Here is a 14,405-nt window from a genome sequence, read left to right as displayed (position 1 = left end):
TTACACCTCCCGGGAAAGTACATTAAGTTCTTCTAGTTCTTGGCGGTTGTATGCTACTAGGAAGTTAAAGACTAAGAGGGTAAGTATACCTTCGCTGACTGCCAGGGGCACCTGAGTCACGGCGAAAATGCTCATAAACTTGAGTATGGAGGCCCAGACACCACCCTCCGGGGCGGGAAAGGCCAGGGCTAATTGCAGGGAGGTGGTTACGTAAGTTACAAGGTCCCCCAGAAAGGCAGCAACAAAGACTACCAGGCTTCTGGGCAAGCGCAAGCGCAGGCCCGACCGGAAAATCCCATAAGCCACTAATGGGCCCACCACGGCCATGGAAAAGGTATTGGCACCGAGGGTGGTCAGGCCGCCGTGAGCAAGCAGCAGTGCCTGAAATAGCAATACAATGCAGCCAAGGACGCTCATGGTAGTGGGGCCGAAGAGCATGGCCCCCAAGCCTACTCCGGTGGGGTGTGAACAACTGCCGGTAACCGAAGGTATTTTTAGAGCTGAGAGGACAAAAGCAAAGGCACCGGCTAGGCCAAGGAGTAATTTAATTTCCGGCTTGGCTCGGACGTTCTTATTGATGGAGCGAAGCCCGACCGCCAGAAAAGGCAGGGTCAGGACAAACCAAAAGAGGCACCACTTAAGTGGCAGAAATCCTTCCATGATGTGCATTGCCCAAGCGCTTTGCTGGGGAGATAAAAGTAGAAGAATGGACACCAGTAAGAAGGGTATAAGCCTTTTTTGCATGGGTCCCATAGCCTCCCGTTTTATTGAAGTAAGCACTGGGGAAAGCTGTCGGCAAAACTAAAAAACCCCCTGTCCGCAACGGAAGCAGGGGATAATTAAGGATGGACTTCCCACCTCCCCATAGGCCCGTAGGGACAGTGCATATTAAGGGGAACGGGCAGGTTTCCTGGCTCATGGATCATTGCCCCACCACGCCTTCCCGGCTACTCGCCAGTGGCCTGATGTGGGGGGCTCCCCATTCACAGTGGCGGCCCCGCGTCAGATTTTCACTGACTTCCCTCTCTCCTGCCTAGTAGCAGGATCACCCGTTCCACAGAGACTTTTGAATTTTCTCAATTGATTATCTCGCGTTTTTATGGATTATATCAAGCAATGTTTATATTGTCCAGGTATTTATTGAGAAGTCAGATGGGAATTTCCAGCAGCCGGTTGAACTGGTTGCTGCGGAGTATGATTTGGGGGCTGCTTTTGTTCGTCGGGTTTTTCTTCCTGCGCTGGCTTTGACGGGGGAGTAGACCCAGAGGGTGGCGGCAAGGATTTGGGCTCCTGTTGTTCTGTCATAGGTGGTTGGAATTGCTGTTTGGTTTTGTTAGGCTGCTCCTGCGACTGGGACGGAGTGCCAGGCTGAGGTGAGGGGGCAGGAGGAGATGGGTTTTGTTCCGACTCCGGAGCCGGTTTAAGAGCAGAAGCAGGAGGAGTAGCAGGAGTAGGTTTAGACGGAGTTGGAACCTGGGTTGGGTGCAGGTCCAGTGCCTGCATCATGATGTAGCGCCACATGGGAGCACAGTAGTCTCCGCCGTAAGCACCCGGTATGGGGCGGGGGAAGTCCCATCCCATCCACACCACTCCCACCATCTGGGAAACCCATCCACAAAACCATAGGTCTTTACCCTGGTCGGTGGTGCCTGTTTTACCTGCTGCCAGGTTATCAATTTGGGCCTTGGTACCGGTGCCGTACTGTACGGCTGACTTGAGCATGCTTGCAATGGATTCGGCTGTCTTTGTTTTCATAGCCCGACGCAGCTCGGGATGGTACTCAGCCAGCACTGAGCCGTCAGGAGCCACGATACGCGTTACCGCGTATGGCTTGACATAGTAGCCACCATTGGCGAAAGCCGCGTAGGCGGCTGCCATCTGCAAGGGGGTGACTCCGCGATAGGTGGCACCTAGGGCAGCGGCCAGTCCGTCCTCAGCCGGGTCCACCTCGATGCCCAGGCTGCGGGCAAAAGCCGCTGCCCTCTCCAGGCCCACCGTGTGTAGCAACTTCACCGCCACCACATTGATGGAGTGGGCTAGGGCATCGCGCAGGGTTACCGGCCCTCGGTAGCGTCCGTCGTAGTTTTTGGGTTCGTAGGAACCGAAGCGCACCGGCTCGTCTACCACTACCGAGTCGGGAGTCATCCCCAGGTATTCGATGGCTGGGGCGTAATCCAGAATGGGCTTGATGGCCGAGCCTGGCAGGCGGTAGGCCTGGTAAGCACGGTTATACTGGCGGCTGACCACATGATTCCTCTCCCCCACCATGGCCCTTATGGCCCCGGTATTGGGGTCAAGCAGCACCACTGCCGCTTGGGGCTGCAGGAGCCCTCGGGAGTCGCGTATGCTGGCGGGGAAAAAGCCGGGATTCTTCATAGCGGCCTCCGCCACCTGCTGTGCCTTTATGTCCAGCGTGGTGTAGATCTTGAGCCCTCCCCTAAAAAGAACTGATTCCCCGAAGCGCTCCTCCACGGTGGCGATCACGTAGTCCACAAAGTTGGGGTAGGGGTACTCAGGCTTGTAAATCATTCCCCGCTTGAGGTTGAGGGGCTCGGCTTGGGCCTTGGCCACCTGCTCCGGAGTGGAGAAGCCGCACTCCTCCATCTGCTTTAGCACGGTGTTGCGGCGGGCTAGTGCTCCTTCGGGGTTTTCGAAGGGGTTGTAGTAGCTGGGAGCGCGCACCAACCCTGCCAGCAGGGCCGCCTCGGCCAGGGTCAGGTCCTCCACCCGTTTGTCGAAGTAGGTCTTGGCCGCCGTCCCTATGCCCCAGGCTCCCTCACCGAAGTAGATGCGGTTGAGGTAGAAGGTGAGGATCTCGTCTTTGGCGTAGTGGCGCTCCAATTGGATGGCCAGAAAGACCTCCTGGATTTTCCGCTTGAAGGTGCGCGAGGGAGAAAGAAAGGCGTTCTTGGCCAGCTGCTGGGTTATAGTACTGCCCCCCTGAACGATTTTGCGGTTGAGCAGGTTGTACCAGGTGGCGCGCAAAATGCCGGTGACATCTATTCCGTGATGCTGGTAAAAGCGTTTGTCTTCTGCCGCCACGAAGGCTTCCTTGACCACATGCGGTATCTCTTTTGGGCGCACCGGTATGAAGGTGCCCTGGCCCAAGGTGGCAAAGGGAGTGCCGTCGGCAGCGAAGAGGGTGCTGGGAGCCACTATTGACATAGAATCCATCTGCCAAGAAGGGAGTTCGCGCAGGGCGACGTATATCTCCCAGCAACTCCAACCGGTGCCCATCAGCAAAAAGAGAACCAAAATCCAGCTCAGTAAGCGCCAAAAGCCCCAAGAGCGGTGTTTCTTCATGACTACCTCAAGAGTTCCTCCAGCACCCGCGCGAAGACCTGGTAGATTTCCTTTCCGTGAAGGACGAAGCATACGCGTCTGGTGCTTTTAAATCCAGGCGCCATCTCGGTCACCGTCCACAACGCTACCTGTGCCGCTTCTCCCAATGAATAACCTAAGGTCCCTGTGGAGAGAAGGTGGGAAGAGCTATGGTATTAAGCCCCTTCTCTTCCGTCAGCCGTAGAGCATTGCAGTAGTAGGAAACCTGTAAGTTCCACCACCAGTTTGTCCAACCCCGTAGTGGGGCTCGAGCAGGGGAATGACGTAGCGGTTGGGTAAGCGGTGAACCTGCCCACTTCATCCCTCATTATACCAGAAGCTCTTTCTGGTAAGCGCACGCATATGGGCCGGGTACCGTGCTTGCGCCCGGTCCCTTTTGCTCTTCCGCGCGGCCATCCCGTGGGCGAAAAAAAAGAGCGGCGGTTCGCCCGCTCGTCTGCGGGAAACCGCCGGTAAACGGACAGGGGAGTTGTGGTGATGGAACCATTACTGTGCCTGGCTTCCGGAAGTGGGTGGGCCAAAACGTCCGGACTTACCGCCCTGCAAGGCGTTCTGTAGTCGCTGGATCATCTTTTGGGCCTTATCCTGTGAGATCTTGCCGTCCTTTACCGCCTGCTGAATGGCCTGGATCTTGGCCTCGAGGAGCTTCTGGCGCAACTGTTCCATCGTGAGGCCCTTTTCCTTGGCGATGTCGAAAATCTTCTTGCCCTGCTGCAGTTCGGCCTTGAGCTCATCGGTGGTCATCCACGTCCGGGTTTTTGCCCGCAAAGCCCTTCCCGAATCCGGGTTCACGATTGGGCTTGGGGCCGTGGAACGGACTCAAGGGGAAAAGCTGGCCATTTTCGATCCTCTGCTTTATTTTCCCCGCCTGCTCGGAAGTTAGCCTGCCCTGTTGCACGGCTCCGTCCACCATTTGCAGCTCGGTCTGCTTGAGGGCTTCCTGGAGTTTGCCCTGGTCTACCCCCAGGTTGGCCGCCAGCTTCTCCAGGAAGTCCTGGAAGAACGGCGGGTTCTTGGCAGCGGGTGTGCCGATCTGCGCCAGGGCGACGCCTGAGAAGAGTAATGCGGCAGCGGTAAGGACGGCAAGCAACGCTACAGCGACCCTCCTCTTCACGCGAAACACCTCCCCTCGGAAAGTGTATAGAATGCACCCCAGGGCCTCCCTTACTCCTTTGGAGATGGGGCCCGGGTCGCCGGGGTGCTTCTGGTGGGAATTTTAGCCCTGCTTTGTTACAAAAGTCCGGTAAGTTTGTTATAAATTTATGGAAGCGGAGAACAGGGACGGTACGGGGTGCCAAATTTATTCAAAACACTCCTTTCGGGGTGGCCAGCACGGACTGCGCAGCAGCCCACCGCTCGGGCGACAGGTTCCTCCGGGCGGCGGAGTTCGGCCCGCGGGCCGAGCCGGAGGAGGAGGTTCTGCTGCTCACCCCAGATGGCCCCACCGCGGAGTGGCTCGAGCTCCTCGGGGAGGAGGCCCTGCGGGAGGCGGCGGAGGCCCTGGAGCTGGTGGAGGGGATCTGACGGCTCGGTCCTCCGTTCATCGGAGGGGAGGCGCGGGGAGTGCCGAGAGGCGGCGCTTCCCGCTTTTCTTTTCAAAGGGCTACTGGCCGCCGGGCACCTGGCCCGGCTTTTTTGCTTCCTGGGAGGTGATTTTGCCATGATCCAACTCTACACCGTGCCCGAAGTGGCCCGAATGCTACGGGTGAAGAAGGGTTTCATCTACGAACTCATCTATACAGGCAGGCTGGAGGCCCTGAAGCTGTCCGGACGGAGAATACGCATTACCGAAGAGGCGATCAAAAACTATCTAGACTCTCTGAAGGAAAGGGGTCGGGCGGGGTCGAAGTAAGATCTCGCCTGGCTTCCCCTTTTCAGGGGAGGCGGTATCTATGGCACAACTAAAAAGAAAAGGACCGAACAAATACTTGATTTCTGTATATCTGGGAAGAGACGCAAACGGTAAAAAGATCTACCACTACGAAGCCTTCAATGGCACGCTGTCCCAGGCACGCCTGCGAGCCGCGGAGTTGGAGGCTCAACTAAAGAAGCGCGCAGGCCCAGCAAAACTCTCTATGACCGTAGGCCAGTACCTCGATACTTGGTTGGAAAAGATCAGGGGTACGATCTCTGGGAGGACGTGGGAAACGTACTTCTGGCGCGCCAGGCGGTTGAAAGAGATCTTGGGCAACCTTCCCATGTACAACCTGACCGCCTTCACACTCCAGGAGGCGCTGGCGGGACTGCACGGGAAGGTAAAGCCCAGGACGCTGAAGGACATGTACTCCACCCTGCGAACGGCCCTGCGCCAGGCAGTAGCTTGGGGACTGCTCTCCTCCGACCCCACCGCCGGGCTTCGCGCCCCCAGGGTGCCCAGGGAGGAAAGGAGGGTGCTGACGGTTCAGGAGCTAAAAAAGCTCTTGGAGGCCGCAAAAGGATACAAGCACTACCTGATTATTAGGCTCTTGGCGCTGACCGGAATGCGCCTAGGAGAAGTGCTAGGCCTGAAGTGGCAGGATATAGACTTGGAAAAGGGCACACTGACCGTGAGGAGGGCCGCGGACGTGCGCCATAGAAAGCTCAAAGAAACAAAGACCAGCAGTAGCGAGCGCACGCTACTGCTGGATGCGGAAACGGTGGCCCTCTTGAAAGCACACCGGAAGGCCAGCGGGAAAGTGCAGTCCCTGGCTGTAAAGCGAAGCGACCTGGTTTTCGCCTCGCTGGACGGGAGGCCCGTAAAGGAAAGCGCCGTGCGGAAAACCCTCAACAGGGCGCTAGCAAAAGCGGACCTGCCGCACATTCGTATACACGATCTTCGACACACCGCAGGCTCTCTCCTACTCGACGCAGGGTACTCCTTCCCGACCGTGGCCGCTTTCCTGGGCCACTCCAGCCCGGCCACCACGGCGGCAGTTTACGCTCACGCCGTGCGGAAGAGCGTAAGCGTGGCCGCCATCCTAAAAGAAAAAGAGGCGGACCAAAAGACGGACCGGGACAAGAAAACCTGCTAAAATCAAGGGTTTGCGGGCGGGGTACATTCTTCGAGTCGTGTCGCTCCGACCACCGGAAAGCCCGCAGGCCCTCAAAAGTCAAGGGCTTGCGGGCTTTCCAAGTTTTAAAAACACGGGGAAGGCCGGTCAGAGGCGGAGGGATGCTGAGGATGAAACGCTGGTGGTTTGGCTCTTTTGGCCCCTTTGGCTTCGGGTTTTCCTTTGGCTTCCCCTTCGGGGCTCCTCTTGGCTGGTGGGGAACCATGAGCGTGGAGGAGGAGCTGGAAATGCTCCGGGAGTACCAGCGCCGCCTGGAGGAAGAGCTGGAGCGGGTCAAGGAAAGGATCAGGCGGCTTGAGGGCAAATAGGAGCGTTAGGCGCAAGCGCGCCGGCAGGAGGTGCACCCTTTGGAATTGACGCACGCAAAACCCGTCCCGGCAGAGCGGCTAAAGGAGTACGCCGCCATTGCGGGCCAGGAGGAGATGGAGGAGCTGTACCGCCTGGGCGAAGACCTCCGGGGGATTAAAGTACAGCACATCAATTCGGCCCGCCACGGCGGCGGTGTGGCCGAGATGCTCCACTCGCTGGTCCCCCTTGAAAGGAGCCTCGGGCTGGACGCTACCTGGGAAGTCATCCAGGCACGGCAGGAGTTTTTCATCTATACCAAAACCCTCCATAACTTCCTGCAGGGTAAGCCAAACATCCCGGATCTTCTGGGCACCAAAATATACTGGGACGCCAACCGCGAAAACGCTTCCCTCTTGCGCAATGAGGCGGACATTGTGTTCGTTCACGACCCCCAGCCTGCCGGGCTGATTGAGTTTATCCCCCCGGAGGTGCGGGAGAAGCAAAAGTGGTTGTGGCGCTGCCACATTCACCTCTCCCACGAGCACGAATTTGTCTTTGGTTTCATGCGGTCCCTGATTGAGAAATACGACGCCGCCGTTTACTCCTCCGGCAAGTTCATGCCCCCATGGTCAATGACTACGGCGGTAATCCTTCCCTACATAGATCCGCTTTCGGAAAAGAACCGGGAGCTGCCGGAAGAAAAGGTAAAGGAGGTGTGCTGCCGCTACGGCCTTGAGGATCCGGGCCAAAGGCCGCTGCTCCTGCTGGTTTCCCGCTTTGACCCCTTTAAAGGGCATAACTGCGCCCTGGAGGCCTTTAAAATGGTGCGCAAGGAAATTCCCTGCCAGCTTCTAATGGTCGGCGGCACGGCCAGCGACGACCCCGAAAACGAGGCCATTTTTGCCCAGCTGCAGGAGAAGGCGCAGGGCCTGGAGGAGGTTTACCTGCTTAACCTCCCCCCGGACAGCCACACGGAAATCAACGCCTTCCAGCGGGCGGCCACCATCATCCTGCAGCCTTCCATTAAAGAGGGGTTTGGCCTCACGGTTTGCGAGGGGATGTGGAAGGAAAAACCGGTAATCGGGGGGGATACCGGGGGCATCCCCGGCCAGATCACCGACGGGTATAACGGGTTTTTGGTTACGCCGGGAGAAAAGGGAATAGAGGAAATGGCCCGCCGCATCAAATACCTCCTCCTCAACCCCTCCTTGGCCAGGGAGATGGGCCGGAGGGGGAAGAAGACGGTAAAGGAACGGTTCCTAATAACGCGCGGGGTAAAGGATGAGCTTTTGCTCTTTAGAGCCCTTCTGGGGCGGTTTTGAAAAGAGGACGCTGGCGGTGCCGATTTTTCTTGCATGGCTGCGCGGCGGCCACCCGAGGTGGGGAGCTCAGCCCTTTTGCCGGCTTGGAAGGGGGGTACGGGAATGAGGGCCGGGAAGGTCCGGGTGTGCTTTGAAGGCATCGCCGGGTGCGGGAAGAGTACGCAGGTTAACTTACTGGCTGAAGCGCTGGCGACGGAAGAAATAAAGCCGCAGGTTTTGGCATGGCCCGGGGGTACGGAGTTCGGCCAGGCGGTGCATAAACTAATTGTGCACGGGCCCTCACCCTCTTCCTTGCTGGCGCGCAGCCTGCTGCTCTGGGCAGACTTCGCGGAGCTGACGGCCCGCTACCAGGGCGAACAGCTCTTAATCCTCGAGCGCCACCCCATGTACAGCACCCTGGCCCGGGGCGTGGTGGAACCCGATTTTGATGAGGATGCCCTTTACGGCCTGGTAGACGCCCTCTGGGAGCACGTGCTGAGGCCGGACGTTACCTTTGTGCTCGACGTGCCGGCCAGAGTGGCAGTGGAAAGGAAGCGGCGGCAATATGAAGAAAGAAGGAAGATGGCCCCGGGGGCAGAAAGGGAATATGAGGAGCAGCTGGAGCGCATGAGGATGGCCTACCTCCGGCTGGTAAGGGCCTTCCCGGAGGTGGTGATTATAGGCGGGGTGGGGGACCCGCAGGATGTGCATCTTGAGGTGCGGCGCCTGCTAGAAGAAAGAATTGCCAGGCAGGGGAGGTGAGATGATGCCCGTCATCACGCTGCAGGGCCCCAAGCTAAACAAGGAGCAAAAGGCCGAAATTGTGAAGCAGTTTACCGAAACGGCCAGCAGGGTAACCGGCATTCCCGCACAGGCCTTTGTGGTTTACATTGTGGAAATGGAGCGCGAAAACGTAGGAGTGGGCGGGGTGCTGTTGGCCGACAGGGATGCAAGCCCCTCCTAGCACCTTCTCCCGCCGAAAAGGCGGCCTGGTTGATGGCCGGGCCGCTTTATTTTTTTATTTTGTGCTAATATAAGTTTTAAGAACATTACCCGGGGAAAGGATGAAGTGAAGTGACGCTGGCACCCGAGGTTATCCTGTCCGAGCTGATTAAGATTAACACGGTAAACCCGCCGGGAAACGAAACGGCAGCGGCCCTCTACCTGAGGGAGGTTTTTGCCGCCGCGGGAATCCCCGGCGAGGTCGTCGAGCCCGAAAAGGGCAGGGGCAGCTTCATTGCCCGCATCGGCACGGGAGAAAGAAAGCTCCTTTTTCTCTCGCACCTCGATGTGGTCCCCGCCGGGGAGGGCTGGGACTGTGACCCTTTCAGCGGCAAAATTGAGAACGGGTACGTATGGGGACGGGGCGCCCTCGACTGTAAGGGCCTGGTGGCCGCCGAGGCGTACGCCGTCCTGCAACTGGCCCGGGAAGGCAGGCCGCTAAACGGTACGCTAATTTTTGCCGCCACCGCCGACGAGGAAAGGGGCGGCACCTACGGCGTCAAGTACATACTCGAGCACTGCCCGGAAAAAATAAGGGCCGACTTTGCCGTAAACGAAGGGGCGGAGGAGCCGCTTTACCTCAACGGGCAAATGGTCAACTTCATCCAGGCGGGCGAAAAGGGCACCGCCTGGAGCAGGCTTGAAGCCAGGGGAAAGGCCTGCCACGGTTCCGTTCCGGGGCTGGGCGACAATGCCGTGCTAAAAATGGTGAGGGCCCTAAATGCCCTGGCGCAGTACCGGCCTGCCGTGGTGCTCATCCCCGAGGTGGAAGAATTGCTGCGCGGTATAGCCAGGATCCTGGGCCTGGACGTGGAAGTGCGGGCAGAAAACGTGGAGGACTTAATTGCCCGCCTTGAAGACAGAACCTTTGCCGAAACCCTGCGGGCCATCACCAGGATGACCGTCTCCCCCAACGTCATCCAGGGGGGCACCAAGACCAACATTGTTCCCGACACCTGCGAGGCAAGGCTGGACATCCGCATCCTCCCCGGCCAGGACCTGGACTACGTCCTCGGGGAACTGCAGCGCTACACGGGCGGGGACGTGACCGTGGAAGTCGCCAACTACCACCCGCCCACCTTTTCGCCCACCCGGAACCCCTACTACCGGCTCATTGAAGAAACGGTCAGGGAAGTAACCGGGCAAGGTACGGTCTGCCTGCCCTATATCTCGCCGGGGGCCACCGACTCCCGCTTCCTGCGTGCCGCCGGCATTCCCGCCTACGGCGTGAACCTCATGGCCGAAGGCTTTGATCCCGAGATCAGGACCACCGTGCACGGCAAAAACGAAAGAATAGACGTGAAGAGCCTTTACAAGAAGGCCGAGTTTTTGGTGGCCTTGGTCAAAAAATACCTAGATTAACAGGGGGAAACAGGCAAGGTGAAGGTTGAGCTCTGGGGGCTGGCCCTGCCCGAGATAAAGCCGGGCGACAACCTGCCCCGCCTCCTGGTGGAAAGCGCCGACGCCTCCTGCGGCGGCATGCGGCAGGGGGACGTGCTGGTGGTGACCACCAAGGTGGTTTCCAAAGCATGGGGGCTCGTCGTCCCCCTGGAGGGTGTAGAGCCTTCTCCGGCTGCCAGGAGGCTGGCCGCCAGGAGCGGGCTGGATCCCCGTTTCCTGGAGGTTGTTTTGCAAAACTCTGCGGGCATAATTTGCGTGGTGCCCCTGTACGTGCTCCTGGAGGAAGGCTTAATAAACCCCTCAACCCTGTCCGACCGCGAGGAAGCCGCCAGGGAGGTGGTAAAAAGATTCCCCTGCGAAGTGTTCACCGTAAGCAGGGAGGGGGAAATTTACAGCAGCGCCGGGGTTGACTCCTCAAATCACCCCCCGGGAGAAGTAAGCCTGCTGCCTCCCGACCCCGACGCGGCGGCGCGGCAAATAAGGGAGGAAATTAAAAAAATTACCGGCATAGACGTCCCGGTAATCCTAAGCGACACGGAGTATTTCCTCCCCGGCCCGGGCACCATAGACCTGGCCCGCGGGGTGTCCGGCCTTTGCCCCGTGGCCCGGGAATTCGGACACCCCGACCGCTTCGGCAAGCCAAAATTCGGCGGGGCAGACCTCGTAGCCCACGAACTGGCCTGCGCCGCCGCCCTCCTCATGGGGCAGACCGGTGCCGGCATACCTGCCGTTCTGGTGAGGGGGTATAACTTCCGCCCGGGAGAAGAAGGGATGGCCGCCTACCGCCTTTCCCCGGCACAAATCAGCCGAGCGGTAAAACTCATCATCAGGCACTCCGTTAAAGTGCTGGGCCTGGGTTGGCTCTGGCGGCTGCTCAGGCTGATGGCATAGGAATAACGAGGAAAGATGGTGCCGCCATGGCCATCTTGTGTGCGAAGTGTGGGAATAACCCTGCCGCCGAAGCCCTGGTTTTTTGCGGGAAGTGCCTGAAAGAAAACCTGCCGGAGGCCGAGCCCATTTACCGGGCGGCGCACCGGAAAAGCCGCCGCCCCCTGCCGGAAGAGCCGCCGGCGGGAAGCGGGGTGGCCTGCCGGGGCTGCGCCAACTACTGCCGCCTGGGGGAAGGGGAGCGCGGCTTTTGCGGGCTGCGCCAAAACCGCCACGGGCGTCTCGTGCACCTGGCCGGAACCCCCCGCCGGGGCCTGGCCGTCTGGTACCACGATCCCCTGCCGACGAACTGCGTGGCCAGCTGGGTCTGCCCGGCAGGAAGCAGCAGCGGTTACCCGCAGTATTCCTATTCTCCGGCAGAGGAAACCGGCTATTACAACCTGGCCGTTTTCCTGGGCGGCTGCTCTTACGACTGTCTTTTTTGCCAGAACCGCGACTACCACCGCCTGGCCACAAAACTGCAGCCCCTGGCGACGGCGGAGGAACTGGCGGCAGCGGTAACGCCGCAGACGGCCTGCATCTGCTTCTTTGGGGGAGATCCCTCCCCCCAGATGCCCTTTGCCCTGAAATCCGCCCGCCTGGCCCTGCAGGCGGCCGGAAAACGTATCCTCCGCATCTGTTGGGAAACCAACGGCAACATCAGCCCGCGCCACTTAAAGACCCTGGCCGAACTCTCCCTGGCCACAGGGGGCTGCGTCAAGTTCGACCTGAAGGCCTACGACGAAGGCCTGCACCGGTCCCTGACCGGCGTCACCAACAAGCACACGCTGGCCAACTTTGCTTCCCTGGCAGGGTACTTTGCCCGCCGCCCGGACCCGCCCTTTCTGGTGGCCAGCACGCTCTTAATTCCCGGGTATGTGGACAGCCACGAGGTGGGGGCCATTGCCCGCTTCATTGCCGGGCTCAATCCCGACATTCCTTACGCGCTTCTGGCCTTCTACCCCCGCCACCTCATGGCAGATTTGCCCTTCCTCTCCCGCGAGGAAGCGGAGCGCTGCCTGGAAGCGGCCCTTGCCGCCGGGTTGCGGCGGGTGACCATCGGCAACGTGCACCTTTTAAAGTAGGCACTGCAGGAGGAAGGAAGATGCCCAGAGAGTCTTTGGAGAGCGCGGCGACCGGCTTCCTCTGGCGCCTGGTGAAAGCGGCAAGCGCCGACCCGTCGCGGGGAGCCGGAAAGGAGCTGGAAGGCATACTGGAGGAAATGGGATTTCGCGTGGAAAGGCAGGCAGTGGAGGGTGAGCTCTCCAACCTTATCGTTTCCCTCGGAAAGCACCCGGCCGTCCTGATTACCGCCCACTACGATACGGTGCCGGAGGAGATAGAAGGGCAGCGGGCAGAAATGCGCCTTACCGAAGGGCGCATTTACGGGCGGGGCAGCTGCGATGCCCTGGGCAGCATTGCGGCCCTGCTGGCCGCCCTTCATTGCCTGAAAGAGGAACGTTTTCCCCTGCAGGGGTGCGGGGTGCTCCTGGCCTTCACCGCCGACGAGGAGGAGGAAGGGCGGGGGTCTTTAAAGCTGGCCGAAACCCTTCCGGCAAGCGTGAAGGGGGCACTGGTGCTGGAGCCCACGCACCTTGCCTTTGCCCTCGTGGAACTTGGGACCCTGGAGTACCGCCTGAAAATAAAAGGGCTTACAGCCCACGGAAGCATGCCCGAGCGGGGGCGCAACCCGCTGGAAGTTTTACTGCACCTGATGGGGGAAACCGCCGGCCTGGTAAGAGAAATGAACCGGCAGTTTTCACCCTCCATCCCCCTGGTGGCCGTCCCCCTGATGGTACGCGGGGGGAGCGAGGCCCTGGCCGTCCCCGCGGAGGCGGAGCTGAAACTCGACTTCCGCGTGCCCCCGGAAATTCCCCTCGGCCTCCTTCGCGAGCGCTTCCAGGACCTGGCCGGGCGGTACGCCGAGCTGAGGTACGAGGTGCTGGAAGAGGCTCCCCCCTTTGCGGTGGAGAAAGAGGCGCCCCTGGTGCGCCTCCTGGCCGCCCTGTATGAGAGGGTCACCGGGGAAAAGCCCCGGTTTTCCGTTATGCCCAGCTGGACCGATGCCCACAACCTGCACGCCCGGGGCATACCAACGGTAATCTGGGGCCCGGGAGACCTGGGCATAGCCCATACGGACAGGGAGCACCTGGAACTGGCAGAACTCCTTCAGGCGGCGGAATTCCTTGCCGCCTTACTGTGCCACCTGGGAGAGGTCTAAATACATGCGCTGCCAGATTCCTTTCACCGGGCCGGGCACAAACCCCTTGCGCCGGTAAAACTCAATGGCCCGGTGGTTGTTCACGCCAACCCAGAGGCCCACGCGCCGGTGCCCCCACTGGGCGAGAAAAGAAACGGCCCGCGCCAGGAGCAGGCTCCCCACACCCCTTCCCTGGTATTCCCTGGCTATGGCCAGCTCGTGGATTTCCCCCACCTTAGTCTGGTCCAGGTCAAGCCACTCCGGGTCGGCGCCGACAAACCCGCCCAGGTGGCCGTCGCAAAAAACGGCAAAGAAGCCGCCGCGGCTGCGCCTGAAAAGCCAGTTGAGGTAGTGCCAGATGTCCCCCCGGCTGGTGTAGGCATACTCGGGGATATCCGCATAAGCCGAGAGGTACACATCGATGAGCAAGCGGCGGTATTTTTTTACCTGGGATAGCTCGTTAAAGGGTACTACTTCCATGGCCGTAAAATCCGCGCTCTTATTATCCTTAATAGTACCACAGCACGGATATTTCATACAACGCCGGGCCGGGCCGCATTATCTCCTCCCGCCGGAGAAAGAATAATAAACGCCCGGAAAACAGCAATACAGCAAGGGGGGAGTAGGAATGCGCGTCCACGTGGATCAGGACCTCTGCATCAGCTGCGGCACCTGCATTGATACCTGCCCGGAAGTTTTCGACTGGAACGACGAGGAAAAAGCCCAGGCCATAGTCGATGAAGTGCCGCCGGAAGTGGAAGAGCAGGCCCGCGAGGCGGTGGAAAGCTGTCCGACCAACGCCATCATCGAGCATTGAGGCACGGCCACACCGTGCTCTTTATTTTTCCTTGCCTGAAGCCCCGCCCTGCGGTAGGATAATGTTTGGGTTTAAAA

General features: G+C 59.6%; 17 protein-coding genes and 1 riboswitch. Of the genes, 12 read left to right on the top strand and 5 right to left on the bottom strand.

Annotated features, from left to right (window positions below; all coding sequences use genetic code 11):
• The 4 genes from G454_RS0105405 to G454_RS20290 all read right to left on the bottom strand — a co-directional run bounded on the left by G454_RS0105405 (position 1) and on the right by G454_RS20290 (position 4,456).
• Positions 1 to 669: an energy-coupling factor ABC transporter permease gene (locus G454_RS0105405; protein ID WP_425387436.1), complete on the bottom strand. Its 669-nt coding sequence runs from the start codon at positions 667 to 669 to the stop codon at positions 1 to 3.
• 214 nt (positions 670 to 883) lie between these two features.
• Positions 884 to 1,068, bottom strand: a riboswitch (cobalamin riboswitch).
• Positions 1,069 to 1,137: 69 nt separating this feature from the next.
• Positions 1,138 to 3,156, bottom strand: coding sequence for a transglycosylase domain-containing protein (locus G454_RS17895; protein WP_211229970.1), 2,019 nt, complete (start codon positions 3,154 to 3,156; stop codon positions 1,138 to 1,140).
• Between the two features lie 672 nt (positions 3,157 to 3,828).
• The gene (locus tag G454_RS17890) at positions 3,829 to 4,086 is read right to left on the bottom strand and encodes a hypothetical protein (RefSeq protein ID WP_027717779.1); all 258 of its coding nucleotides are present in this window, start codon (positions 4,084 to 4,086) and stop codon (positions 3,829 to 3,831) included.
• Positions 4,073 to 4,456 carry a hypothetical protein gene (locus G454_RS20290; RefSeq protein ID WP_027717778.1) on the bottom strand — a complete coding sequence of 128 codons (384 nt, stop codon included), beginning with the start codon at positions 4,454 to 4,456 and terminating at the stop codon, positions 4,073 to 4,075. The genes G454_RS17890 and G454_RS20290 overlap by 14 nt, the downstream gene beginning before the upstream one ends.
• Positions 4,457 to 4,665: 209 nt before the next feature.
• Between G454_RS20290 and G454_RS21370 the strand changes: the two genes are divergently transcribed.
• From G454_RS21370 to G454_RS0105335, 11 genes are all read left to right on the top strand, one after another.
• Positions 4,666 to 4,866, top strand: coding sequence for a hypothetical protein (locus G454_RS21370; protein ID WP_156896673.1), 201 nt, complete (start codon positions 4,666 to 4,668; stop codon positions 4,864 to 4,866).
• A 136-nt stretch (positions 4,867 to 5,002) separates the two neighbouring features.
• The gene (locus G454_RS0105380) at positions 5,003 to 5,194 is read left to right on the top strand and encodes a helix-turn-helix domain-containing protein (protein WP_027717776.1); all 192 of its coding nucleotides are present in this window, start codon (positions 5,003 to 5,005) and stop codon (positions 5,192 to 5,194) included.
• 223 nt (positions 5,195 to 5,417) lie between these two features.
• On the top strand, positions 5,418 to 6,353 hold the full coding sequence (locus G454_RS0105375) for a tyrosine-type recombinase/integrase (RefSeq protein WP_211229969.1): 936 nt from the start codon (positions 5,418 to 5,420) through the stop codon (positions 6,351 to 6,353).
• Positions 6,354 to 6,493: 140 nt separating this feature from the next.
• Positions 6,494 to 6,700 (top strand): DUF5320 family protein, encoded by a 207-nt coding sequence (locus tag G454_RS0105370; RefSeq protein WP_027717774.1) that lies wholly within the window; start codon positions 6,494 to 6,496, stop codon positions 6,698 to 6,700.
• A gap of 39 nt (positions 6,701 to 6,739) precedes the next feature.
• Positions 6,740 to 8,002, top strand: coding sequence for a glycosyltransferase (locus G454_RS0105365; RefSeq protein WP_051275930.1), 1,263 nt, complete (start codon positions 6,740 to 6,742; stop codon positions 8,000 to 8,002).
• Positions 8,003 to 8,104: 102 nt separating this feature from the next.
• Positions 8,105 to 8,743 (top strand): dTMP kinase, encoded by a 639-nt coding sequence (locus G454_RS0105360; protein ID WP_027717772.1) that lies wholly within the window; start codon positions 8,105 to 8,107, stop codon positions 8,741 to 8,743.
• Between the two features lie 4 nt (positions 8,744 to 8,747).
• Complete coding sequence (gene dmpI, locus G454_RS0105355; RefSeq protein WP_027717771.1) at positions 8,748 to 8,945, top strand: 4-oxalocrotonate tautomerase DmpI; 198 nt, start codon at positions 8,748 to 8,750, stop codon at positions 8,943 to 8,945.
• Positions 8,946 to 9,055: 110 nt separating this feature from the next.
• Positions 9,056 to 10,345, top strand: a complete 1,290-nt coding sequence (locus G454_RS0105350; RefSeq protein ID WP_027717770.1) for a M20/M25/M40 family metallo-hydrolase — start codon at positions 9,056 to 9,058, stop codon at positions 10,343 to 10,345.
• Positions 10,346 to 10,363: 18 nt separating this feature from the next.
• Positions 10,364 to 11,275, top strand: coding sequence for a coenzyme F420-0:L-glutamate ligase (locus G454_RS0105345; protein ID WP_027717769.1), 912 nt, complete (start codon positions 10,364 to 10,366; stop codon positions 11,273 to 11,275).
• Between the two features lie 26 nt (positions 11,276 to 11,301).
• A complete protein-coding gene (locus tag G454_RS0105340; RefSeq protein WP_051275928.1) occupies positions 11,302 to 12,396 on the top strand; it encodes a radical SAM protein in 1,095 nt (364 codons plus the stop codon).
• A gap of 20 nt (positions 12,397 to 12,416) precedes the next feature.
• Positions 12,417 to 13,532 carry a M20/M25/M40 family metallo-hydrolase gene (locus tag G454_RS0105335; RefSeq protein ID WP_051275926.1) on the top strand — a complete coding sequence of 372 codons (1,116 nt, stop codon included), beginning with the start codon at positions 12,417 to 12,419 and terminating at the stop codon, positions 13,530 to 13,532.
• On the opposite strand, the gene G454_RS0105330 is transcribed toward G454_RS0105335, so the two are convergent.
• On the bottom strand, positions 13,506 to 14,048 hold the full coding sequence (locus tag G454_RS0105330) for a GNAT family N-acetyltransferase (protein ID WP_245574324.1): 543 nt from the start codon (positions 14,046 to 14,048) through the stop codon (positions 13,506 to 13,508). The two genes, G454_RS0105335 and G454_RS0105330, sit on opposite strands and share 27 nt — an antisense overlap.
• A gap of 91 nt (positions 14,049 to 14,139) precedes the next feature.
• Between G454_RS0105330 and G454_RS0105325 the strand changes: the two genes are divergently transcribed.
• Positions 14,140 to 14,328 carry a ferredoxin gene (locus G454_RS0105325; protein WP_027717765.1) on the top strand — a complete coding sequence of 63 codons (189 nt, stop codon included), beginning with the start codon at positions 14,140 to 14,142 and terminating at the stop codon, positions 14,326 to 14,328.
• Positions 14,329 to 14,405: the final 77 nt, after the last annotated feature.

The organism is Desulfovirgula thermocuniculi DSM 16036, from assembly GCF_000429345.1.
GTDB classification, from domain to species: domain Bacteria; phylum Bacillota; class Desulfotomaculia; order Desulfotomaculales; family Desulfovirgulaceae; genus Desulfovirgula; species Desulfovirgula thermocuniculi.
Note: the sequence above shows the minus strand (reverse complement) of the source record. Positions and strands in the feature narration are given on the sequence as shown.

Excerpts from the sequence above, each read along its gene's own strand:
- G454_RS0105375 (WP_211229969.1), top strand. The coding sequence starts at position 5,418 with ATGACCGTAGGCCAGTACCTCGATACTTGGTTGGAAAAGATCAGGGGT.
- dmpI (WP_027717771.1), top strand. The coding sequence starts at position 8,748 with ATGCCCGTCATCACGCTGCAGGGCCCCAAGCTAAACAAGGAGCAAAAG.
- G454_RS17890 (WP_027717779.1), bottom strand. The coding sequence starts at position 4,086 with ATGACCACCGATGAGCTCAAGGCCGAACTGCAGCAGGGCAAGAAGATT.
- G454_RS0105340 (WP_051275928.1), top strand. The coding sequence starts at position 11,302 with ATGGCCATCTTGTGTGCGAAGTGTGGGAATAACCCTGCCGCCGAAGCC.
- G454_RS0105325 (WP_027717765.1), top strand. The coding sequence starts at position 14,140 with ATGCGCGTCCACGTGGATCAGGACCTCTGCATCAGCTGCGGCACCTGC.
- G454_RS0105335 (WP_051275926.1), top strand. The coding sequence starts at position 12,417 with ATGCCCAGAGAGTCTTTGGAGAGCGCGGCGACCGGCTTCCTCTGGCGC.
- G454_RS0105405 (WP_425387436.1), bottom strand. The coding sequence starts at position 669 with ATGCACATCATGGAAGGATTTCTGCCACTTAAGTGGTGCCTCTTTTGG.
- G454_RS0105370 (WP_027717774.1), top strand. The coding sequence starts at position 6,494 with ATGCTGAGGATGAAACGCTGGTGGTTTGGCTCTTTTGGCCCCTTTGGC.
- G454_RS0105330 (WP_245574324.1), bottom strand. The coding sequence starts at position 14,048 with ATGAAATATCCGTGCTGTGGTACTATTAAGGATAATAAGAGCGCGGAT.
- G454_RS0105380 (WP_027717776.1), top strand. The coding sequence starts at position 5,003 with ATGATCCAACTCTACACCGTGCCCGAAGTGGCCCGAATGCTACGGGTG.
- G454_RS0105360 (WP_027717772.1), top strand. The coding sequence starts at position 8,105 with ATGAGGGCCGGGAAGGTCCGGGTGTGCTTTGAAGGCATCGCCGGGTGC.